We start from the raw sequence: 21,669 nt of genomic DNA, 5'->3' as shown, positions 1-21,669 counted from the left end.
AATGGCGTATTCCAATCCACCGCGGGCGCGTTGGGCCTGCGGCCTGCTGTGCGGGAGCCTGACGGCTCTTGCCGCGGCAGCCGCACCGGCCGCGCACGTCCATGCTGCCGGCGTGCCGACCAATGTGACCGGCACCGAGATCCGCACCTATGTGGGCGGTGAAGGTAGCGATCCGGTCTGGCCGACCGTGTTCAACGGCGACGTCCGCCAGCTGCCTACGCCGCGTGCATGGGAGCCGGGCGATTCGATCCGGGAGATTCCCAAGGGCCAGCCCGGCCAGCAGACGCCGAGCAAGAAGCCGCTCTCGGATGCGCCGCACGTCGATCCGCTGCTTGATCTGCAGCGCAACGCCGAGCCGTCGCGCAACCAGCGCGTCTTCGGCACGCCCGACCTGAACTTCGCCGGCGGCGGCTTCTCCGGCGTCAACCCGCCGGACACCGTGGGTGTCGTCGGCCCGAACCACTACCTGCAGGCCATCAACGGCTCTTCCGGTACGCAGGTCCGCATCTACGACAAGAATACCGGCGAGCAGGTCGCCAACTTCATGATGCAGAGCCTGGGCAGCGCCCAGTGCGCGAGCGGCCTGGGTGACCCGATCACCCTGTACGACCAGTTCGCCGACCGCTGGCTCATCAGCGAGTTCTCGAACTCCGGCAACCGCATGTGCGTCTACGTCTCGCAGTCGAACGACCCGGTTTCCGGCGGCTGGTACGCCTACAACTTCCAGGCACCCTCGTTCCCGGACTATCCCAAGTACGGCGTCTGGCCGACGGCCTACTTCGTCGGCACCAACGAGAGTACGCTGGGTCTGTACGCCTTTGATCGCGTGAAGATGCTTGCCGGCCAGCCGGCCACCTTCATCCGCCTGAGCACCACCAAGCTGTCGGGCTTCGGCTTCCAGATGATCCAGCCGGCCGACGCCGACGGCGCCCAGCAGCCGCCCACCGGCGCGCCAGGCATCTTCGCCCGCCACCGCGACACCGAGGCCCATGGCCCGACCGGTTTCCTGTCCGAGGACTTCCTGGAACTGTTCTTCTTCCAGCCGGACTTCACGACGCCGGCAAACAGCACGCTGACCGGTCCGGTGCAGATCTCGATCGCCGAGATCGACTCCGACCTGTGCGGCCTGAGCTCGTTCAACTGCTTCCCGCAGCCGGGCACCAGCACGGCGCTGGACCCGCTGCGCGAGGTGGTGATGCACCGCCTGCAGTACCGCAACTTCGGTACGCATGAAGCGCTGATCGGCACCCTCGTCACCGACGTCGGCACCAATCATGGCGGCAAGCGCTGGTTCGAACTGCGCCGCACCGGCGGCCTCGCCGGCTCCTGGGCCCTGCATCAGGAAGGCACCTACGCGCCGGACGCGCTGAACCGCTTCATGGGCAGCATCTCCATGGACCGCACCGGCAACATCGCGCTGGGCTACGGCACCAACAACGGCACGGCGCCGAACTACCCGAGCCTGCGTTACACCGGCCGGCTGGCCGGCGATCCGCTGGGCACGATGCCGCAGGGTGAGAACACGATCGCTACGGGCGCCGCTTCCAACTCCAGCAACCGCTTCGGCGACTACAGCTCGATGAACGTCGACCCGGTCGACGACTGCACCTTCTGGTACACCCACCAGTACAACCCCACCAACGGCCAGTGGCAGACCCGCATCGCCAGCTTCAAGTTCGACGCCTGCCTGGGTGACGGCTTCGGCGTCAGTGCGGCCCCGAGCAACCACGCCATCTGCGCGCCGGACACGCTGGACCCGATCAACGTCACGGTCACCGCGTTCAACGCGTTCAGCGATCCGGTCACGCTCGCCCTGCAGGGTGAGCCGGCCGGCGTCACGGGCAACTTCACGGTCAATCCGGTCGTTCCGACCGGCAACAGCGTCGCCAACATCTCGGTTGGCGCCGGCACGCCGGCGGGCAACCACACGTTCCAGATTGTCGGCACCTCCGGTGCCCTGCCGCCGAGCAGCGCCGACATCAACCTGAGCGTGGCCACGGCGGCCCCCGCCGCGACGACGCTGACGACGCCGGCCGACGCCGCCACCGGTGTGTCCGCCGGCTCGACGACCTTCGCCTGGAGCGCGGTCGCCGATGCGATCGACTACACGCTGGAGATTGCCGACAGCGCCAGCTTCAGCAACATCGTGTTCACGACCACGGTCGCCACGAACACCGCCACGGTGTCCGCCGGTCTGGACTCGGGCACGGCCTATTACTGGCGTGTGCGCGCGAACAATGCCTGCGGCTCCGGCACCAATTCGGCCGTGTTCATGTTCACCACCTCGACCGAACTGTGCAGCATCGTCAACGCCGCCATTCCGGACAGCTCTCCGGCCGGCCTCAACAATGCGCTGACAGTCAGCGACACGGGCACGGTCGATGACCTGCGCGTGAAGCTCGACATCTCGCACACCTGGGTCGGCGACGTGAAGGTCACCCTGACGAAGGGCAGCACCACGATCGACCTGTACAACCGTCCGGGCGTTCCGGCCAGCGCCTACGGCTGCTCCGGTGGTGACATCACCACCACGCTGAGCGACGCCGCGACCCTGTCCGTCCAGACCGACTGCCAGAACGCGACCCCGGCCTTCCCGGCCGCCGAGTACCGTCCGGCGCAGCCGCTGTCCGCCTTCAACGGCCAGTCCCTGGCCGGCACGTGGACGCTGAACGTCAGCGACAATGCAGGGGGCGACACCGGCACGCTGAACAGCTGGTGCCTGCTGCCGGGTGAAGGCAGTGGTCCTGCCGGCACCGCCGACCTCGCCCTGGTCGTGACCGACATGCCTGATCCGGCAACCATCGGCGGCGACCTGAGCCTGCTTGCAACCGTCGCCAACTTCGGTCCGGACACCGCAACCGGCGTCTCGGTCGAATTCGAGCTGCCCCCGGAACTGACCTACGTCTCCAGCAACATCGTGAACTCTCACAGGGACGAGGGCGATGCACCCCGGGGCAGCGCCTGGAACTGCTCGGCCGCAGGCAGCACCGTTACCTGCGACCTCAGTGGCAGCCTCCCGTCGGTCAGCATGGCACCGGGCCTTGAGCTGATCACCGCTGTCAGCGGAGCGGCAAGCGCCGGGACGATCAGCACCACGGCCACCGTCAGCGGTGACCAGATCGATCCGGACAGCAGCAACGACTCGGTCACCATCACCACCGAACTGGAAGGCAAGACGGACTTCATCTTCGCGAACGGCTTCGAGTGCGCCGCGGGCCTGCCCGACTGCGCCACCGTGGATCCGGACATCGTGGACAGCGGTCCCGTGAATCTGGTCGTCGGTCCTGGCCAGGACATGATGCTCAACCTGGTGACCGGCTTCTTCGGTCCCTATGCCGCGAACAGCGGGGCAGATTTCAATATCTACCCCGGTACCGCCGGCGTCATGTATTTCTACGTGTTCGCCGATGAAGTCGCCGACCAGAGCTCGGTAGCCGACGGTCCTTCAAGCGGGCAGGTGGCGGTGCTGGCTTCCGGGACGGAAATCGGCCCGTCCTCGCCCCTCACCTCGTCGGGACAGGCCAACACCCAGAACTGGATCGGTGGGGCGACCGGCTATGTCGGCCTGTACTTCCGCAACGAGTCCACTGGCCAGTTCAATTACGGCTATGTCGAGCTGCAGACGACCGGGCCCAATGGCTTCCCGGCCACGATCACCCGTTACGTCTACAACTCCGCAGGTAACCCGATCACGATTCCCTGAGTCGTGGTCCCGGGCGGATCGCACCCTCGTGGTGCGATCCACCGGAATCAGCTTCAACTTCACAGGCGGGGCCCAGGCCCCGCCTTTTTCATGGTCCTTCGCTGGTCACCGACGAGCCGCCTCTCCATCCCGTCACGCTGGCGCCCTGTTTGAGGAACCCGACGGAGCGTTCATACCGGGCCGAAAGACGATCCAGGCGTTGGAGGCCGGGCGGAATATCACGTGGAGCCGAATGCGGGGCATCGAGGCGTACGCCGGTCGTGGCGAGCACCTCGATCACACAGCCCGACGATGTACAGCCTGCACCGATGCAACAGGTGCCAACAGGTGCCAACAGGTGCCAACAGGTGCATGCGACGATCTTGCGCCGGCAGGGGACCTGCCACTGAAGGCGCTGCCGGTGAAGCGGTGCCGTCTACAACGGCTGCAACGCTCCCGGGTACTGCGGTTGCAGGACCCCTCGCCGCGGGCCCCATTCAAAAGTGACAGCAATTGCTGTCCGGTCATACCGGAATGTGCGCCGGATTCCGGGAGCTGGCATGCCGATCTCCCCGCCCGCGTCGACCACATCGCAGACGCGCGCTGCCATGCACACGTTTCCGGCCTGGACTGGTCGGAGCGGCGGACTTCCAGGCCGGCCGGCCACCCTGTCCGGAGGCGCGGCTGTGCCGCATCGCGTGCTGGCCAGCGCCCACAATGGACGCGCGCTTCAAAGGCGACGTCACGTCGGGCACCGACGCTTCGTCATTGGTCTTCTCGCAGTCCACGATCATCACCGGGTCTGTGGCGTAACAGCCGGTCATCGCACGGACAGGGGCCAGCCTTGATCAGCGGGCCAAGGTTGGCGAGATGACGGTGGAAGTGTCGCCGACGGCGGCCGCAGGGTTTTCAGCGTCTTGAGCAACGCTGAATGGTCCACTCATCGGTTTGCCCGAGCGGCAGCGACCCAGCAGGCGGGACGACTGCCACTTCCCTGGGGGAGGTTCGACCCCCCTCCGTCCGCCGCTTGATCTTGCCGTGGAACCCTTCCGGCGGGTTGGTGGAGTGCAGCGCGGCGCGGTGCTCCCTCGAAAACGCCACGGGCGCCAGTGCGTGTCCGGCGCGACCATGCGCTCGGCCGCCTTGGGAACCGTGGCCGGGCTGCTACGTGACGCCGCGCAACGACGCGAGCGCGTCCACTGCATTGCCCTGGCCGGGACCGATTCGGAACGGAACCGGACATCCACCCTTCCATCACGTCTGCCGCCCGGAGCGCTGGCACCGCAGGTCGAAGACGCCCGTAATGGAAAGGCCCGCGCCGGAATGGCGCGGGCCCTGCGTGCGTGTACGAAGGATGGGATCACTCGATGTGCAGCGCCTCGGCGCGGCGTTCCAGCGTCGCCACCCCGCCCTGGTCGGTCAGGCGCAGGTCGCGGATGGCGTAGGGCGCCGAATACTCGGCCAGGATACTGGCCGGCCAGTTCAGTGCCAGCGCCTGCGCACCCGGCTCCAGCCACGCGGCCGAGTAGGAAACGCCGACCGGCACCATGCCGCCATGCTTCGCGCTGGTGGCATACATCACCGCACGGACCTCGTAGCGGCCGGCGGTACCGACCTCGACGCCGAAGCGCGTGTCCATGCCGCCGGTGCGCATCACCTGAACCGTGGCATCGCCGGCCAGCCGCGCGGTCGGGGCGACCACTGCCACCGCCGTACGCACGTCACGCTGGAAGGCGCGCTGCCCGTCATTGCCGGCGACCGTCGCACGCACGTCCCACAGGCCCGGTACCGCCGCGATACGGGCCGGCGTGCGTAACGTGCCGACGCGTTCGGACGGTGCCTTGCGGTCAGCTGCGGCGAACTGCAGGTCATAGGCCACGCCGTCCGGTGACACCAGCAGGCCGCTGATGGCGTCGATGGCGGCACCGCCCTCCAGGGCGACGCGCACCTCCAGCTCGCCGCCTGCGTGAACGACATCGACACCCGCCTGCGCGAGCAGGACATTGCGGCTCTGCGGTTCCAGCACATGCAGGACATAGCGTCCCTCGGCGCCCGCGACATGGACACGGGCATCACCCTCGTGGCCGGGACGCAGCTTGAAGGCGATCGTGCCGGCATTGACGTCCAGGCCGGCCTGGCGCAGGGCATCGGCGTCGGCCAGCGTCTCGGTCGCGGTGTCGGCATTGAAGACGCGGCCGCCGCTGGACACCGTCAGCTGCTGACGTTGCAGCGGGTGGGCTTCGACGCCCGGGCTGATCATCACCACCGCACCGGGCGAAGTCAGGGCCAGCGCATAGCCGTCTCGCAGCTGGCCGCCATCGACCTGCTGCCAGTACTCGCGACTCTCGGCCTTGAAGGGTTCGTGGTAGGCCGACACCGTTTCGTCGGCGGACAGCGGATGGAAGAACTGGACCGGCGCGCGCTCCAGGTCGGGTGCGGCGATCCGGCCCGATTCAACGACCCGGGTGGGTACCAGGTCGCCGGATTGAGCCGGCTGCAGGCGTGCGGCCTGCTGGGCGCCAGCCGCGGATGCGAATGCCAGCGCCAGCGTGGCGGCGAGGACGTTGAAACGGAACGAACGGTTGTTTGCGGTCATGGCGTTCGTCCTCACAGATCGTTGCGCAGGATGACATCCAGGCCGAAGCAGTCACGGCGGCTCTGGTTGTGGTTGAGGAAACGGCCGCCGGTGACCGAGGTGTCGTTGAACCACAGCGAACCCGCGGCGCGCTGGCTGGTGCAGTTGAGGAAACCGTCAGAGCAGCTGGCGAGCCAGTTCTGGGTGATCTCCAGCCCGACGCTCTGCATGTAGCCGGCGCAATAGGCCTGGCTGCTGAAGATGCCCGACGCCACGTCCGTCCCGACAACGTTCCAGAATCCACGCGGCAACGACGGACGACCGCTGGTGCCATGCAGGTTGTTGGCGTTGTATTGCGCCATCCAGCTGACCTGCTGCATGCGCACGGCGTCACTCTTGTAGCCCAGAAGCCAGCCCAGCGCCGACTCGAACACGTTGCCCGAGATCACCGCATCCGCCAGCGGCGTGCCGGCGCTCGACGGCGCCAGTGCATTGACCCAGCGGATACGCGAGATGATCGTCGGATAGCGGCTGTCGTAGGTCGGGTTGGAGAGGATCCAGCGCATCACGTTGCCGCCGTTGGAATGCGTGATCACCACCAGGTCGGTGATGTTGCGGCTGGTGACGAAACTGTGCAGCTGGCCGGCCAGGCAACCCGCGGCACCGCTTTCCCACATGTAACGGGTGAAGTCGCAGTTCACGACGACGTAATTGGCCTGGTTCGGCAGACCCTGGCGGACGGAATTGACAAAGGCACTGGTCCAGTAGTCGGCCAGGGCATTGGTCTGGTGTCCGGTGCCGTGCACGAAGGCGACACCGGTATTGGCCATGGCGGCCAGCGGTGACAGCGCAAGCATCAGCAGCGCGACGCGAAGCAGTCGAAGCATGGAAACTCCCTCGGAAAGTGGACATGTCCGCCCGGCCTGCGCCAGGCACCCGGATCCGTCCCTGATCGGCGATCTCTCCCTGACCGCTCGCCTCCGACGTCCTCCCTGTCGGCGCACCGACCCCCTCCAGACGCCGGCGTACGGACGCTACCACGGTGCCCGGACAAAGCCATGACGCAGCGCAAGATCGGCGCCGACGCTAGACTCGACCTCCAATCGACGCCGCGAATCCTGTCATGCCATTCCGATCCCTTGCCGCTTTCGTGCTGACCCTCTCCGTCGCCGCGCCATTGGCAGCGGCCGAAGGTGGCAGCGCGCCACCCAAGGTCGTCGATCTCCGCTACGAAGTGGTGAACACCTTTCCGCATGACCGCGCCGCGTTCACCCAGGGCCTGGTGTTTCGCGACGGCTTCCTCTACGAAAGCACCGGGCTCAATGGCCGCTCAAGCGTGCGCAAGGTCGTGCTCGAGACCGGCGCGGTGATCCGGCAACGGTCGCTGGAGAACCAGTATTTCGGCGAAGGCCTGGCGGACTGGAACGACACGCTGGTGCAACTGACCTGGCAGAGCGGCACCGGCTTCGTCTATGACCTCGATACGCTGGAGCCGAGGCGCAGCTTCGGCTACGAAGGCGAAGGCTGGGGCCTGACGCAGGATGGCCAGCGCCTGATCATGAGCGACGGCACGCCTTCACTGCGCTTTCTCGATCCGGAGACGCTGCGGGAAACCGGTCGCCTCGAAGTACGTTACGAAGGACAGCCGCTGCGCGGGCTGAACGAACTGGAGATGGTCGAAGGACAGCTGTTCGCCAATGTCTGGCCGACGCAATGGGTCGTGCGCATCGATCCGCAGACCGGCGATGTGAACGCCAGGCTGGATCTGGGCGGCCTGCTGCCCACCGGGGAGCGCGGGCGCGTCGATGTGCTCAACGGGATCGCGTGGGATGCCAGGGGCAAACGCCTGTTCGTGACGGGCAAACTCTGGCCGACCGTGTTCGAGATCCGCGTGATCGAAGCAGCGGCCGCGCCGCCGGCAACAGAGGGCGCAGCGAACTGACGTGGCCACCCAGGCACTTCCGCATCCGCCCTCCTGGCCGCGTGTTCGCGGATGCGCAGGACCGGGTGCCAACAGGCCTGCCGCGACGGGCGTACCTTCATGCGACATGGAAGGTCGCGGTCGGCAACGCGCCCGGGAAGTTCCGGCCCGACTAGCTGACGCGCGACAGCATTCGCCGATGGCCGATCAGCAGCGCCCAGCGACGACCAACCACGAACAGCAGGTGATAGCCGGCTTCCAGTGCCATGCGCGCCGCCGTCGCCGGTGACAGGCGCAGCGCCGGTTCGGCCGCGCACAGGCGCACATCCATGCCGAGGCTTTGCGCGAGCACAGCACAGCGCGCAAGGTGGTAGCGGCTGCTCAGCAAGGCCACCGGTCCGGCCGGCAGCAGCGCGCGCACCTCGCGCAGGTTGTCGACAGTGTCGCGCGAGCGGGTTTCGACATGCACGCGCGGAGCAGCGTCGGGATGGCGCGACAGCAACCATTGCCGCGCCACTTCCGCCTCGCTGGGATGGGCGTCTCCCGCACTGTGGCCACCGGTCAGCAGCACCGCGATCTGCGGATGCCGGCGCAGCAGAGCCAGCGCCCGGCGCAGGCGCCAGCGGAATTCCCGGTCCGGGCGCCCTTCACGAAGCTGCTTGCCGAACACGACGATGCTCGCGGCCCCACCCGGCTCGCACGGTGCGCGACGCGCAAGCGACCACGTCCGCCACAGGAACCACAGGTACAGCACGCCGGCCGTGAGCAGCGTCGCCAAGGCACCGACGGCAAGAACGTGGAGGACGTCCGGATCGCGCCACGGTGCGCCATTGCGCCAGCGGGGATTGGCCAGCAAAGGGGATCTCCTCGGTTCCTCGGGCTGGACGGACGGCGATTCACCGTCGAGGTGCTTCTATAATCCCCGACTTTCGCCGGAGCACCGCCCTTGACGCCACTGAAGGTTCTTACGCACACAGCGACCAGCTGCCTGGGTCAGGGCCGCGATGCGCATTATCGCGCATTGACCGAGGGGCGCTCCGGGCTGCGCGAGAACGACTTCACGCGTGCGCCGCTGGCCACCTGCATCGGCCGTGTCGACGGGCTCGAATCGGCGGCACTGCCGCCGCGGTGGATCGACTGGGACTGCCGCAACAATCGCCTGGCCTGGCTGGCCCTGAACCAGGATGGCCTGCTGGAAATCCTGCGCGACCTGCGCGGGCGACTGCCGGCACACCGACTCGGTATCGCCCTGGGAACCAGCACATCGAGCATCGGCGACACCGAGCAGGCCTATCTCGAGCTCGACGGACGTGGCCGGTTCCCGGATACGACGCGCAGCCGGCAGATCCACCAGCCGCATTCGCTTTCGGCTTTCGTGCAGCGGGCCACGGGTTGGGATGGCCCGGTAATGACGATCTCGACGGCATGCTCGTCCGGTGCCGAGGCCTGGGCCGCCGCCGCCCGCTGGATCGAACAGGATCTCTGCGATGCCGTCCTCGTCGGCGGCTGCGACACACTGTGCGGCAGCACGCTGCATGGCTTCGCCTCGCTGGAGCTGACGTCGCCGCGGCCCTGCCGTCCGTTCGACCAGCGCCGCGATGGCATCAGCATCGGTGAAGCCGCCGCGTTCGCGATCCTGGTCCGTGACACGGTCGAGTGCGGCAACGACGGCGCACCCGACCTGCGGCTGACCGGCCATGGCGAAAGCGCCGATGCCCACCACATGTCCGCGCCGCACCCGGAAGGCGCCGGCGCCCGTCGTGCCATCGAGGCGGCCCTTCAACGCGCCGGCCTGTCGGTGGCGGACATCGACTACATCAACTTGCACGGCACCGCCAGCCGGCTCAACGACCAGGTCGAGGCGACGCTGGTGTCCGGCTGGTTCCCGGCAACGACGGCGGCCAGTTCCACCAAGGGCTGGACCGGCCACACGCTGGGCGCGGCCGGCGCCATCGAGGCGACGCTGTGCCTGCTGGCGCTGGAGCATGGCTATCTGCCGGCGACGCTGAACTGCGAGGAGCCCGATCCGGCCTGCGGTCCCCAGTTCCTGCGCGAAGGCCGGCACGCGGCGATCCGCACGGCGCTCAGCAATTCATTCGGCTTCGGCGGCAACAACGCCAGCCTGGTCTTCCAGAGGAGTGCCGAATGACGACGCTGCGCATTCGCGGAATCGGCGTGTGGTCGCCGGGCGTCGCCGACTGGTCGCTGGCCCGCACGCTGCTGGCGAATGGCGACTGGCCGGCCTCCGGCGATGGCCGTCCGGCGCCGACGCTGATGCCCGCCAACGAGCGGCGGCGCGCGCCGGAAAGCGTGCTCCTGGCGCTGGCCGTTGCCGAACAGGCGTGCATGGAGGCCGGTGTCGACGCGGCGACGCTGCCGAGTGTCTTCGCCTCGATCTACGGCGACCTGTCGATCAACGACTACATGTGCGCGACGCTGCGCGATGATCCGTCGACGATGTCGCCGATCCGCTTCCACAACTCCGTGCACAACGCACCTTCGGGTTACTGGAGCATCGCCACCGGTGCGATGGCGCCGACGACATCGATCGCGGCGTCGCGCGAGACCTTCGCGGCCGGACTGCTGGAAGCGGCCTGCCAGGCGGTCGACGCACGCGCACCGGTGGTGCTGGCCGCCTACGACAGCGCCGGCGCCGGCCCGGTCGGCGACATCGCCTCGGTGTCGCGCTCGTTCGGCTGCGCGCTGGTGCTGGACGCCGCAGCCTCCGAAGGCCCGATCCTGCGCATCGAGGCGCGCCCGCGGAACGCGGTCGCGTCCGCCGGCGATATGGCCGGCACGGCTTCGGGCATTGCCCACCTTTGCAGCGCCAATCCGATCGCCGCCGGATCGATCCCTTTGCTGGCCTCTGTCGCCAGTGGCGTGCCGGGCACCTTTTCCCTGCAGCTGTCGAGCGGACTTGAACTGCACCTGGAACTGACTCCATGACCCCATCCGTGCCGCGCGTCGCCGTGCTCGTTCCTGCCCTGAATGAGCGTGCGGCCATTCGCGGCGTGGTCGAGTCGGCGCTGACCGAACTGCCGGACCTGATCCTGGTCGATGACGGTTCCAGCGATGGCACCGCCGACCAGGTTGCCGACCTGCCCGGCGTCACCGTCATCCGGCACGATACGCCACGCGGCAAGGGCGAGGCGCTGCGCGCCGGATTCCGCCATGCACTCGCGCAGGGATTCGATGCCGTGGTGACCATGGACGGCGATGGCCAGCATGTCGCCACGGACATCCCGCGCCTGCTGGCGGCGGCCGCCCTGTATCCCGGCCATATCGTCATCGGCGCACGCCTGATCAATCGCGAGCAGCAGCCGGCCTACCGCCGGCGCGCCAACAACTTCGCCGACTGGGGCATCAGCTGGGCCTGCGGCCAGCGCGTCGTCGATACCCAGAGTGGCCAGCGCTACTACCCGCGCGCGGTGATGGAACTGGCGGACAGCGCCGGCGAAGGATTCGTCTTCGAAACCGACATCCTCATCGAGGCCAGCCGGCGCCGTAAGGCACGCATGGTGTCGGTTCCGATCGCGTCGCGCTACCACAGTGAATTCCGCCGCAGCCATTTCCGCTCGCTGCCCGACTTCACGCGCATCGCTTCACGGGTCGTCTGGCGCATCGTCCGCGCCGGTTTCATGATCGGCAACTTCCGTCGCGTGCGTCGCGAGCCGGCGCTGATCGTCGATCCGCAACCGCCCTTCCTGCAGCCACAGGCGCCGCCCACATGATCCAGCGTGAAGTCGTCATCATGGGGGGCGGCCTCGCCGGCCTGACCCTCGCGCTCCAGCTTCGCCAGCGCTTCCCCGACATCGACATCCTCGTCCTGGAACGCAAGCCACATCCGCTTCCCGCCGCGGCACACAAGGTCGGTGAATCCACCGTCGAGATCGGCGCCCGCTATTTCTCCGAAACGCTCGGCCTTCGCCAGCATCTCGAACGCGACCACATCCGCAAGTTCGGCTTCCGTTTCTTCTGGTCGGAATACCGCCGCGACATCGACGCCGTCACCGAACTGGGCGTGCGCAGCATCTTCCCGACGCCCAGCTACCAGATCGACCGCGGCATCTTCGAGAACTTCCTGGGCGAGGAGGCGCGGCGGCGCGGCATCGAGTTCATGGACCGCGCGAAGGTGCGCGGCTTCGAATTGGCCGACGGTGAGGGCGACCACGCCCTCACATACGAACATGACGGCGTTCGCCACCACCTGCGCTGCCGCTGGCTGATCGACGCCACCGGCCGCGCCGGGCTGATCAAGCGCAAGCTGGATCTGGCGCAACCGAACGACCATGACGCCAATGCCGTGTGGTGGCGCATCGACGAGCACCTGCTGATCGACGACTGGACCGGCAATGACGGCTGGCGTGGACAGTGCACACCGCCGGAGCGCTGGCGATCCACCAACCACATGGTCGGTCCGGGCTACTGGGTCTGGCTGATTCCGCTCTCCTCCGGCGCACATTCGGTCGGCATCGTCTGCGATGCGAAGATGCATCCGCTGGATCGCATGAACACCTTCGACAAGGCGCTGGACTGGCTGCGCGAGTTCCAGCCGCTGATCGCGGACCACTGCGAGCGCACGCGCGACAAGCTGCTGGACTTCCTGTTCTTCCGACACTTCTCCTACGGCTGCAAGCAGGTGTTTTCCGGCGACCGATGGGCGCTCACCGGCGAGGCCGGGCTGTTCCTGGATCCGTTCTATTCGCCGGGCAGCGACTTCATCTGCATCGCCAACACCTACATCACCGAACTGGTCGCGCAGGACCGTGCCGGCGACCCTGTCGATGGCCACGCGCGCATCTATGAGCAGCTGTACTTTTCCTTCTATCGCAACACGCTGGCGCTCTACCAGGACCAGTACCCGCTGTTCGGCGACCCCGTGGTGATGCCGATGAAGGTGATCTGGGATTACAGCTATTACTGGGGCGTGCTGTGCCAGATCGTGTTCCAGGGCCGGCTGACCGACCTGGCGCTGTTCAGCGAGCTGGCGCCGGAGCTGGAACAGGCGCAGCAGCTGAACACGCGGATGCAGGCGTTGATGCGTGACTGGCACCGCGATGGCGACAAACCCGATCGTGCCCACATGCTGGACCAGGGGCGCCTTGAGTGGTTTGCGCAGTTGAACCGCGAGATGCTCGACAGCCTCTCCGCCGAGGAGACCCGCGCCCGCCTGCGCCGGAACATCGCGCAACTCCAGCAGCTGGCCGACACACTGCGCGCCCGCGCCGGCCGCGGACCCTTGCCGGCGCAGGCGCTGGACCTGTTCGACCGCCAGCTGTTCGAGAACACATGAGCAGGACGGCCGCCTGGACGCGGCCACTCGCCCGGGTACACGTTTGCCTCGCACACCGCGGAGGGTCGGCGGCCGCCGCGAGACGGCCGCGTGACCCGTTGCGGATGAGGGTTCAGTAGTCGCCGAGCTCGGCGCCGTCGAGCGGATTTTCCAGCCAGTAGGCGATGTCACGGCCCATCGCCTTCACGGTCCGGCCGAGCACAGAGCAGGAACCCTTGAAGCCGGCGAAGGCGCCGCCCATGGAGAATCGCCGCGCCCTGACGGTGGCGATGCGCTCGCCATCGCGGAACAGCGCACCGCGGGCCGCGGCCCCCTTCTGATGGCCTATCCAGGCGTTGCCGTGGCTGACGGCATGCGTGATCTCCACGCGCAGCTCGGTGCCCGAGCCGGAACGGTTGTCGCCGAACGTGACGTCGATGCGCTTGTCCGCCGCGTACTCGCGGATGTACTGCGCGAAATCCCGGTTCAGCTCGACGCACTCCTCGCGGATCTTGCGTTGCACATCGGCGTCCTCGGCGTAGGGCACCGTATCCGCGATCACCACCGGTTGCGCCGACACGGTCAGGCATTGGCCCAGCAGGGCCACGGCGACAAGCTTCGCTGCAGAATGGGTCACTCGATCCTCCCGAATCGACATTGAGTGAATGTCGATGATGCCACAAAGGGCGTGCCGGGCAGGACGCGCCGCCGCTTCCGGCGGCGCCGTCCAGGATCGAATTACTGGTAGCCGTTGCAGAAGATCGAGTTCACGCCCGGCGCATTGCTGTAGTTGCGCAGGTAGAACGTGGCGACCTCGGGGATGCCAACGCCTTCGACCGTCACGCGGTAGCAACCGGCCTCGCTGTTGGCCTGTGCGCTCACCATGGCAAGGCCGTCGATGTCGGTGACGGCGGTCACCGTGGTACCGGTTCCACCAGTCGGCGAGGTCAGGACCGCGCTGGCGCCGGTCGTGGGGGCGGTGAAGGTCACCGTATAGCCCGGGACTCCGTCACCATCGTCGTCGCGCACCAGCACGATCAGGTTGCCCGAGAACGGCTGGCCGACCTCGGCCTGCAACAGGTCGCCGTGGGTCAGGATTTCGAAGGCCGCCGGATCACCGATGTCACGGACTTCCAGGCCGACATTGCGGAAGGTCACGTCGGAAAGCAGGTCCACAGACGCCACGCCCTGCGGCTCGTAGCCCATCTTGATGTTGATCGGGCCGGTCGCGTTGAGATCGGCGAAATAGCCCAGGCGAACGCGGTACATATCGCTACCCACCAGATCGAGGTCGAGCAGGTGGCCCAGTGCGCTCGTGGAGGAGGCCAGCACATCGTTGCCGGAGCGGAAGGCGATGCCGACGCCGGAGTCGCCCAGGAGGTCGAGGTTCAGCAGTTCGCCGGCGTCGACGTCGGCGCTGAGGACGTAGAAACGTCCGAGCTCCCAGTTCTGCGCCAGGGTCTGCGTGAAGTATCCGCCGTTGTTGACCAGGCCCAGCAGGTTGACGCCGGCGATGCCGCCAATCGTTGCGGTCTGGGTATTGTGGTTGATGGCCAGGGACGGCGGCGCGAGCAGATCGGCGATACCCCAGTAGGTGCCGCGCCAGGGGCCATTGCCGATCAGCGCGTTCACGCCGGAACCCCCGAGGAGCCCACCACCGACCGTGCCGGTGTTTCCGGGGTCACTGAAGTCGCCATTCGGAACCGTGACCGGGTCGGCGAAAGCCGCACCGATCGCGAGCGACAGGCCAGCTGCAGCCAGGGTTCTTGCGAGGACGCCGCATCCTTTCCGCTTGGCACGGGCATTCAGACCCGTTTCTGCGTTCTTTTTCATTGTTGTCGCTCCGTAAGTCCTGCGTAGTTCGCGGGCGCGGTTGGATCCACGCCCAACACGGAGACGGCGACCGTCCAGGGTGCGGCTGCCGGCTCCAATCCCGTCGCCGCTGCCGGACACACTTCTATTGCGCTGCACGACGACAGCTTTACCCTATCAGATGCTCACGCAACATTGTCAACATTCACGTAGGTTATTGTGCGTAATTTTTGCAATTATTATAACGCACCCATTCAATATGGGACGTTCGAACAGGGCCGTTGTCCCACGCGCCCGCGGTTTTTTCGAATTCTGGGCGTGAAGGTCTGTTTGCGTCCAGCGGAACAGCGAACACGCGCAGGAAAGGGACAAGAAGCCGTTTATCCCGGGGCCGTTCGCGCGCGTGGACGCGAAGGGCGAGCCCGTCCACGCTTTTCGTGACGGCGGCAGCTACGGGCGCCGCCCCCGGATAGGCTCAGGCCATGCCGCCGTTGACGCCGATGACCTGCCCGTTGATGTAGCCCGCCTCCGGCGAGGCAAGGAAACGGACCAGCGCCGCAACCTCCTCCGGGCGCCCCGTGCGGGCGGCCGGGACGAGTTGACGCACGAGTTCAGGCGTGAAAAGGCCCGCGGTCATGCGACCCTCGATGATGCCCGGCGCGACGACGTTGGCGGTGATGCCGCGACTGCCCATTTCACGCGCCAGCGTCAGCGTCGCGCCATGCAGGCCGGCTTTCGCGGCGGCGTAATTGGCCTGGCCGCGGTTGCCCGTCACCGCCGCCACCGAGGACACATTGATGATGCGGCCGAAACGCCGCCTCGCCATCGGCAGCAACAGCGGGCGGGTGACGTGGAAGAAGCCATTGAGGCTGACGTCGATGACGCGGCGCCATTGGTCATCGCCCATGCCGGCCATGGGCGCGTCGTCGTGGATGCCGGCATTGTTCACCACGATGTCTATTGGCCCTGCTTCGAGCAGGCCGTCGATCGCCGCCTGCGCCGTCCCGGCGTCGGTGACATCGAACACGGCGACCTCAGCGCAACCACCCGATTCATCGATTGATGCCGCCAGCGCCTCGGCCCGTTCCGGACGGGTACTGGCATGGACGATCACCGCACAGCCATCCGCCGCAAGCGCGCGGCAGATGGCCTGGCCCAGATCGCCACTGCCACCGGTTACAAGTGCCCGCCGTTGCGGCTTCGGATCATGTGTCGCCATTGTCGAGCATCACCATGGCCTGGCCCCGTGCCAGCTCTTCGCCTTCATGCCTGACGCTGAAGCGGTACAGCCAGGCGCTGGAATCGGTGGTCACGCGCACCGCCTGGATCTGCAGCGTGCCGGGCAGGTGGTCGATGCGCTCCACGGCCAGTTCCACGGCGCGCAGGGCGACCAGCAGGCCGGGCAGGGCCGTGGCGCCGCTTGCGCGTGCCACCAGCGCGCCATGCACCGCCATGGCCTGCGCGCCGTATTCGCACAGGTGGACCGCACGCAGCACGCCGTCGCGACGCAGCGGATGCGATGGATCACGGTGGTTGTCGCTCTCCGCATCGAGACCTTCGTTGTCGAAGTGCAGGACACGGTCCACCAGCGCCATGCGTCCCTGGTGGGGAATCAGGTGGAGCCATTCGCTGCGTTCAATCATCGGCTGTCCTCCGCTGCGCGGCGCCGCTCATGCACAGCGCGAGCAGGAATTGCGCCGCCACGCCGATCGCGACCGTCGAGCCGATCGCGCGCAGCACGGGAATGGACGACGCACCGAGCAGGCCGAATACCAGCAGCGTCGACGCCGCCGAGATCAGCACGGCATGCAGGGTCCGCGCCCGCGACCCGGCGCTGTCGGCATGATTGAAGAACAGCGCGTAATCCATGCCCAGGCCCGCAGCGAGCATCAAGGCGATCAGGTGGAACAGGGTGAGCTCGACACCGGCCAGCCTGAGGACGGCAAGGGTCGCCACCAGACCCAGTAGAACCGGCGGCAGAACGCGAATGGCGCGGCGCGGCCGCAGGCAGGCACACAGCAGCACGAGCAGCGCCGCCGCGGCGATGCCGAGGCCGGAGACGACGCGGCTGCGGTAATCGGCCACCATGCCTTCGGCGACCGCTTTGAGGTCGAGGATGCGGGCGTCGGGCCGGCCGTCGAGCGCCGCCTCCAGCGCCTGCGGATCCTGCAACCCGGACAGTTGCACCAGCGCGACGCTGCGGCCCTGGTGTTCGCGGAACATCGCGGCCAGTCGCATGCCGGCCGGACCGTCGGCCTGCGCCGCCGCGATGCGCGCCGCAGCATCCGGCGCCTGCGCGGCGGCGACGTCCTGCACCATCGGCTCGAAGAACGCGGCATCGAAGCCGCTGGCTTCCGATGCGTCAGCCAGGGCCGCGCGCAGGACCTCGGGCGTCGGCAGTTTCGACAGCCGCCAGGACTGCACCTGCCGACTGGGCTGGTAGCGCGACGGCAGGCTGTGGTCGGCCAGCACGCCCTCCTCGACCAGCGTGTCGAAGCGCGGCGCAAGCGACTCGCTCAGGCGCAGCACGCCCTCGCGATCGGCCGCACTCAGCAGCAGCAGGTGGCGGGCGTCGGGACTGGCCAGCTCCGCACGCAGGCGCATGTCTTCGAGCAGCCATTCCTGCGGCAGCGGCGTCAGGCTGGACAGGTCGTTGTTCCACCAGTTGCGCTGTCCACCCGCGATCAGTGCCACCCCGGCCAGCAGCAGCACCGGCAGCAGTGGCCAGAGGCCGCCGTCGATGCCGTCCAGGCGCTGCGCCCAGCGCCGGAAACCGGGACCGTGCAGCACATCGCGTCGCGGCATAGGCAGCACCTGCGGCAGCAGGTAGCGGCTGACGAGGGCGGCGGCGAGGAGGCCGGCAATGGTGAAAACCGCCAGTTGCGCCAGGCCTTCGGCCTGGCCGGAAAACAGGCTGGCGTAGGCGACCGCGGTGCTGGCCACGCCCAGGCGCAGCGCCGGCCAAAGGCGGCGTGCCGCCACCGCTGGCGGGACACCGGGGTGCAGGTGGCTCAACAGGTGGACGGGATAGTCCTGGGCAACGCCGATCAGCGTGAAAGCAAAGGCCAGGGTGATGCCGTGCGCCTCGTCGAAACCCAGACGCAACGCGATCACCCCGGCGGCGGCCGCACAGGCCATGGGCACGGCCGACGCCAGCAAGAACAGCGCCGAACGGTAGGCCAGCAGCAGCATGGCGACCAGGCTCACCAGCGCGATGCCGCCGAGCAGCCCCGCTTCGGCGGCGACGCGTTCGCTCATGCGTGCACTGAAGCTCCCCGCTCCGGTGAGCAGCAGCGTCGCGTCATTGCCGGCCAATGTCTCGAAGGTCGACCGGATGGTCGCGATGGCAGCGGCCTGCGCCTGCGGATCGAATCCGGCCGCCTCCGTCTGCACCAGCAGCAGGGCCTCGCCGTTGCCGGTGAACCAGACGCCATCGCGCAGCGTCGGCTCCTGCAGCGGCTGCCAGCTTTCCGCAAGCGCCAGGGTCAGGAAATGCGGATCGTGCGCCAGCAGGGTATCGAAGGCCTCGCCGCCGGCACCGCCCAGATCGGCGAGCCGTTCCAGCAGTACCTCGTACAGGCCATCGACGTCGAACCGCGCCACGTCCATGCCAGGACTGTGGCTGAAACGCAGCGGCATCAGGGTCGCGAGCATGGCGCTTTCGTCGATCTCGCCGTTGAGCACCTGGGCGAAAGCCGGATCCGTGCGCAGGCGCGCTGCCAGCTCGCGGCTCAGACCCGCCGCGCGCGCTTCGTCGCCGGCAGCGATGGCCAGCAGCAGGATGCGGCTGGCCGGGCCACTGCCCAGCTCACCGCGCAGCAGGCGCTGGTCGGCATCCCGTGCGTCCGGCATGAAGCGCGCCAGGTCGCTGCCCAGGCGCAGTCCCGACGCCGCCCACGCACCCAGCAGCAGCAGCGCGACGATCGCGGCCAGCGCCGCATCGCGCGCCTTCATGGCTGCGGGCATTGGCCGTCGACGACGGCCGCGAAGTCGCCCGCGGCCAGGTCCAATGGCTGGTCGGTGAAGACGGTCAGCGTGTCGGCGCCTTCCTGCTGGAGCACCAGGCAGCGCGCTTCACCGCCACTGCCGCGCAGCTCGAGTTGTGCCACGCGCGCCTGCAGCGCCGGCTGCCGGGGCCGCAACAGCAGCCGCCAGGTCTCCCCGCCTTCGAGCTCGATCTCGAAGGCCTCGCGCAGCGCCTGGACATCACCACCGAAGAGCGCCGACAGGCCACCGAAAAGCACTTGCAGTTCCGGCGCGCGCGCCAGCGGAATGATGCGTTCGGCACCCCGGTCGCGACGCACGACCAGCGTGCGGCCGCTGACCACGCCCGTTTCCCGATAGGGCGTTTCGATGCGCCGCTCGAACTCCAGACCGCCCAGCCAGGCCAGCGTGCCGGACGTCACCAGTGGCGCCTTCAGCGCGCGCCGGAAACGGACTTCCTGGAACGGCTGGCTCAGCGGCGGCGGCTGCCGCAGCGCGGCCAGCAGGGCATCAAGGTCGGCGGCCGGCGCTGGCGCCGGCGTCGACAGCAACAGCAGTGCGGCGATAAGAAAGACTGGGCGCATCATCGATCCAGAAATCGTAGAAGTTGAACCAGTTGTACGGTGCCTCGCGGACATAATGCTGCAAGCGGCTGGCGTAGCGCTGAACATGGTCCTGCAACGCCGCCCGGCGGTCGCCGCGCGGCAGGTCGATGCGCTCGGCGAACAGCTCGAAATGCAGGTCGTAGCGGCGCCCGCCGCGGTACAGGCCGAAGCACAGGCAGACCGGCAGCTTGAGCACGGAGGCCATCAGGTAGGGCGCCACCGGAAACCACGCCTGTTCGCCCAGGAACGGTACCGGCACGCCCGGCTCGCCGGCACGCCGGCGATCGCCCAGCACGCCGATCAGGGCGCCCTGCTCGGCTTCTTCCTTGATGCGCAGCATCAGTTCGGTGGACGGCATGCCAAGGTCGATCACCGAGGCGGCCAGTCGCGGATTCAATTCTTCCAGCAACTGCGTCATCGCCGGGTTCTGGCTGCGCTCCAGCAGCACGGCGACGCGCGCATCGGGTCGTTGCAGGCTCAGCACGCGCAGCACTTCGAAGCTGCCCAGGTGGGCGCCGAGCAGCAGCACGCCCTTCCCCATCGCCATGCATTCGTGCACGGTCTCGACGCCGTGCACGCGGATATCGAAACGGTCGAGCCGGTCGGTCAGCAGCAGCGGGCGGTCCAGGATCGTCGCCGCGAAACAATGGACATGCCGCGCACCATCCAGCAGCGTCGGCTTGCGGCCGAGGGCCCGACGCAGGTAGGCCAGCGACGCGCGCCGCTCCGAGCTGCGCCGCACCAGGAAGTAGGCCGTGATCGGATACAGCAGCAGGCGGCCGAGCGGCCGTCCCAGGCGCAGCACGATGCCGCGGATCAGCCAGATCGCGAAGCGTCCGCCGCCTTCCGGGCGCTGGGTCCAGTGCGGATCACTCATCCCGCGGCGCCTGACTGCATGCGTGCCAGCAGGACGGTCTGCCCCTCGTCCTCCATGCGCAGGTCGAGGCGCCCACCTGGCGCTTCCTCCAGATACATGTCGATGGCCGTCGAAGGTGCACAGGGTTTCAGGAATTTCGCCTGCACGATGCGTAGCGGGCCGCGCAGGTCGAAAGCGGCGATGGCGGCATCCAGGAGCACGACGCCAGGAATGATCGGGCGTCCCGGGAAATGGCCAGCAAGGCAGGCGGCGTCCGGCTCAAGGGTGAAGCGATGGTGGCGCATGGGCATCCTCGCGGCGGGCATCGCGGACGAACTCGCCGGCAAATGTCGGGCCCAGACGGATGATCCGGCCCAGGTAATCGAAGACATCACGGTACTGCTGCACCGGAAACACGCGCTTGCGCCAGGCGTATTCGGCGAGCATGGCCAGCAGCGGCATGGCGTAGGTGGCGATGTTCGCGATCCAGGACCACAGCGCCGGCGGCGCGAACAGCGCCAGCGCGAGGTTGACGGTCGCCATCGCGATGAACACGCCGCACCAGTACACGGTGACCGCGCGCGTGTAGCGGATGTGCTCGTTGCTCAGCCGGTCCGGGCGGCCGTGCATGTGCCAGACGAAGCGCTCGATCAGCGGCTGTCGTCCGGGCAACAGCGAGCGCGCCACCAGCGCCGACATCACCAGCGGAACCAGCACCGGCGGCGCATACATGAGCAGCTGCATCGGTTGCGGCGCCAGCCACAGGCAGCCCGCCAGCGCCGCCAGCAAGGCGATCTGCAGGGGCCAGCGCCCGCGCAGCATGGCAAGCAGCAGGACGACCAGCACGGCCACGGCCGCCGCGCGCAGCGAAGCCAGGCCGGTCAGCGTGGCGGCATGCGCAAGAAGGAAATAGAGAACCGGTGCGAGGACCGCCAGGGCACGCATGGCGATGCCGTTGGCGT

Annotated in this window: 18 protein-coding genes; 6 read left to right on the top strand and 12 right to left on the bottom strand. The window is 67.9% G+C overall.

The genetic code is table 11. The features are described 5' to 3' along the window. Position 1 precedes the first annotated feature (1 nt). Positions 2-3,703 (top strand): proprotein convertase P-domain-containing protein, encoded by a 3,702-nt coding sequence (locus EDC25_RS03185; RefSeq protein ID WP_132577225.1) that lies wholly within the window; start codon positions 2-4, stop codon positions 3,701-3,703. 1,339 nt (positions 3,704-5,042) lie between these two features. Here EDC25_RS03185 and EDC25_RS03180 read toward each other — a convergent pair. Both EDC25_RS03180 and EDC25_RS03175 read right to left on the bottom strand, forming a co-directional pair. Continuing rightward, positions 5,043-6,278 (bottom strand): DUF4785 domain-containing protein, encoded by a 1,236-nt coding sequence (locus tag EDC25_RS03180; protein WP_123522719.1) that lies wholly within the window; start codon positions 6,276-6,278, stop codon positions 5,043-5,045. A gap of 11 nt (positions 6,279-6,289) precedes the next feature. Next, complete coding sequence (locus EDC25_RS03175; protein ID WP_132577224.1) at positions 6,290-7,144, bottom strand: hypothetical protein; 855 nt, start codon at positions 7,142-7,144, stop codon at positions 6,290-6,292. 236 nt (positions 7,145-7,380) lie between these two features. On the opposite strand from EDC25_RS03175, the gene EDC25_RS03170 reads away from it, so the two are divergent. Continuing rightward, positions 7,381-8,199 (top strand): glutaminyl-peptide cyclotransferase, encoded by an 819-nt coding sequence (locus EDC25_RS03170; protein WP_123522720.1) that lies wholly within the window; start codon positions 7,381-7,383, stop codon positions 8,197-8,199. Positions 8,200-8,350: 151 nt separating this feature from the next. Here EDC25_RS03170 and EDC25_RS03165 read toward each other — a convergent pair whose 3' ends face one another. Continuing rightward, a complete protein-coding gene (locus EDC25_RS03165) occupies positions 8,351-9,034 on the bottom strand; it encodes a YdcF family protein (protein WP_123522721.1) in 684 nt (227 codons plus the stop codon). Between the two features lie 90 nt (positions 9,035-9,124). On the opposite strand from EDC25_RS03165, the gene EDC25_RS03160 reads away from it, so the two are divergent. Genes EDC25_RS03160 through EDC25_RS03145 form a run of 4 tightly spaced genes read left to right on the top strand, consistent with a single transcriptional unit; the run spans position 9,125 to position 13,471 of the window. Beyond that, on the top strand, positions 9,125-10,327 hold the full coding sequence (locus EDC25_RS03160; protein WP_123522722.1) for a beta-ketoacyl-[acyl-carrier-protein] synthase family protein: 1,203 nt from the start codon (positions 9,125-9,127) through the stop codon (positions 10,325-10,327). Next, the gene (locus EDC25_RS03155) at positions 10,324-11,124 is read left to right on the top strand and encodes a beta-ketoacyl synthase chain length factor (RefSeq protein ID WP_123522723.1); all 801 of its coding nucleotides are present in this window, start codon (positions 10,324-10,326) and stop codon (positions 11,122-11,124) included. The genes EDC25_RS03160 and EDC25_RS03155 overlap by 4 nt, the downstream gene beginning before the upstream one ends. Then, the gene (locus EDC25_RS03150; protein WP_123522724.1) at positions 11,121-11,909 is read left to right on the top strand and encodes a glycosyltransferase family 2 protein; all 789 of its coding nucleotides are present in this window, start codon (positions 11,121-11,123) and stop codon (positions 11,907-11,909) included. Before EDC25_RS03155 ends, EDC25_RS03150 begins: the two co-directional genes overlap by 4 nt. Beyond that, positions 11,906-13,471 carry an NAD(P)/FAD-dependent oxidoreductase gene (locus EDC25_RS03145; protein ID WP_123522725.1) on the top strand — a complete coding sequence of 522 codons (1,566 nt, stop codon included), beginning with the start codon at positions 11,906-11,908 and terminating at the stop codon, positions 13,469-13,471. Before EDC25_RS03150 ends, EDC25_RS03145 begins: the two co-directional genes overlap by 4 nt. Before the next feature lie 112 nt (positions 13,472-13,583). Here the strand turns inward: EDC25_RS03145 and EDC25_RS03140 are convergent, their stop codons facing one another. From EDC25_RS03140 to EDC25_RS03100, 9 genes are all read right to left on the bottom strand, one after another. After that, positions 13,584-14,087 (bottom strand): hypothetical protein, encoded by a 504-nt coding sequence (locus EDC25_RS03140; RefSeq protein ID WP_132577223.1) that lies wholly within the window; start codon positions 14,085-14,087, stop codon positions 13,584-13,586. A gap of 101 nt (positions 14,088-14,188) precedes the next feature. Next, complete coding sequence (locus EDC25_RS03135) at positions 14,189-15,283, bottom strand: hypothetical protein (protein WP_123522727.1); 1,095 nt, start codon at positions 15,281-15,283, stop codon at positions 14,189-14,191. A 454-nt stretch (positions 15,284-15,737) separates the two neighbouring features. Further along, complete coding sequence (gene fabG / locus EDC25_RS03130) at positions 15,738-16,481, bottom strand: 3-oxoacyl-ACP reductase FabG (RefSeq protein WP_123522728.1); 744 nt, start codon at positions 16,479-16,481, stop codon at positions 15,738-15,740. Beyond that, on the bottom strand, positions 16,468-16,905 hold the full coding sequence (locus tag EDC25_RS03125) for a hotdog family protein (protein WP_123522729.1): 438 nt from the start codon (positions 16,903-16,905) through the stop codon (positions 16,468-16,470). The genes fabG and EDC25_RS03125 overlap by 14 nt, the downstream gene beginning before the upstream one ends. Next, entirely contained in the window at positions 16,898-19,216 is a 2,319-nt protein-coding gene (locus tag EDC25_RS03120) for an MMPL family transporter (protein ID WP_123522730.1), read from the bottom strand. Before EDC25_RS03120 ends, EDC25_RS03125 begins: the two co-directional genes overlap by 8 nt. Beyond that, a complete protein-coding gene (locus EDC25_RS03115; protein ID WP_132577222.1) occupies positions 19,213-19,830 on the bottom strand; it encodes a LolA-related protein in 618 nt (205 codons plus the stop codon). Before EDC25_RS03115 ends, EDC25_RS03120 begins: the two co-directional genes overlap by 4 nt. Continuing rightward, positions 19,757-20,728: a lysophospholipid acyltransferase family protein gene (locus EDC25_RS03110; RefSeq protein ID WP_123522732.1), complete on the bottom strand. Its 972-nt coding sequence runs from the start codon at positions 20,726-20,728 to the stop codon at positions 19,757-19,759. Before EDC25_RS03110 ends, EDC25_RS03115 begins: the two co-directional genes overlap by 74 nt. Beyond that, complete coding sequence (locus tag EDC25_RS03105) at positions 20,725-21,012, bottom strand: ApeI family dehydratase (protein WP_123522733.1); 288 nt, start codon at positions 21,010-21,012, stop codon at positions 20,725-20,727. The genes EDC25_RS03110 and EDC25_RS03105 overlap by 4 nt, the downstream gene beginning before the upstream one ends. Beyond that, the gene (locus EDC25_RS03100; RefSeq protein ID WP_123522734.1) at positions 20,987-21,652 is read right to left on the bottom strand and encodes a COG4648 family protein; all 666 of its coding nucleotides are present in this window, start codon (positions 21,650-21,652) and stop codon (positions 20,987-20,989) included. The genes EDC25_RS03105 and EDC25_RS03100 overlap by 26 nt, the downstream gene beginning before the upstream one ends. Between the last annotated feature and the right edge of the window lie 17 nt (positions 21,653-21,669).

Source organism: Pseudofulvimonas gallinarii (assembly GCF_004343305.1).
GTDB lineage: Bacteria > Pseudomonadota > Gammaproteobacteria > Xanthomonadales > UBA2363 > Pseudofulvimonas > Pseudofulvimonas gallinarii.
The sequence above is the reverse complement of the archived record's forward strand: the minus strand, read 5'-3'. Positions and strand labels throughout refer to the sequence as shown.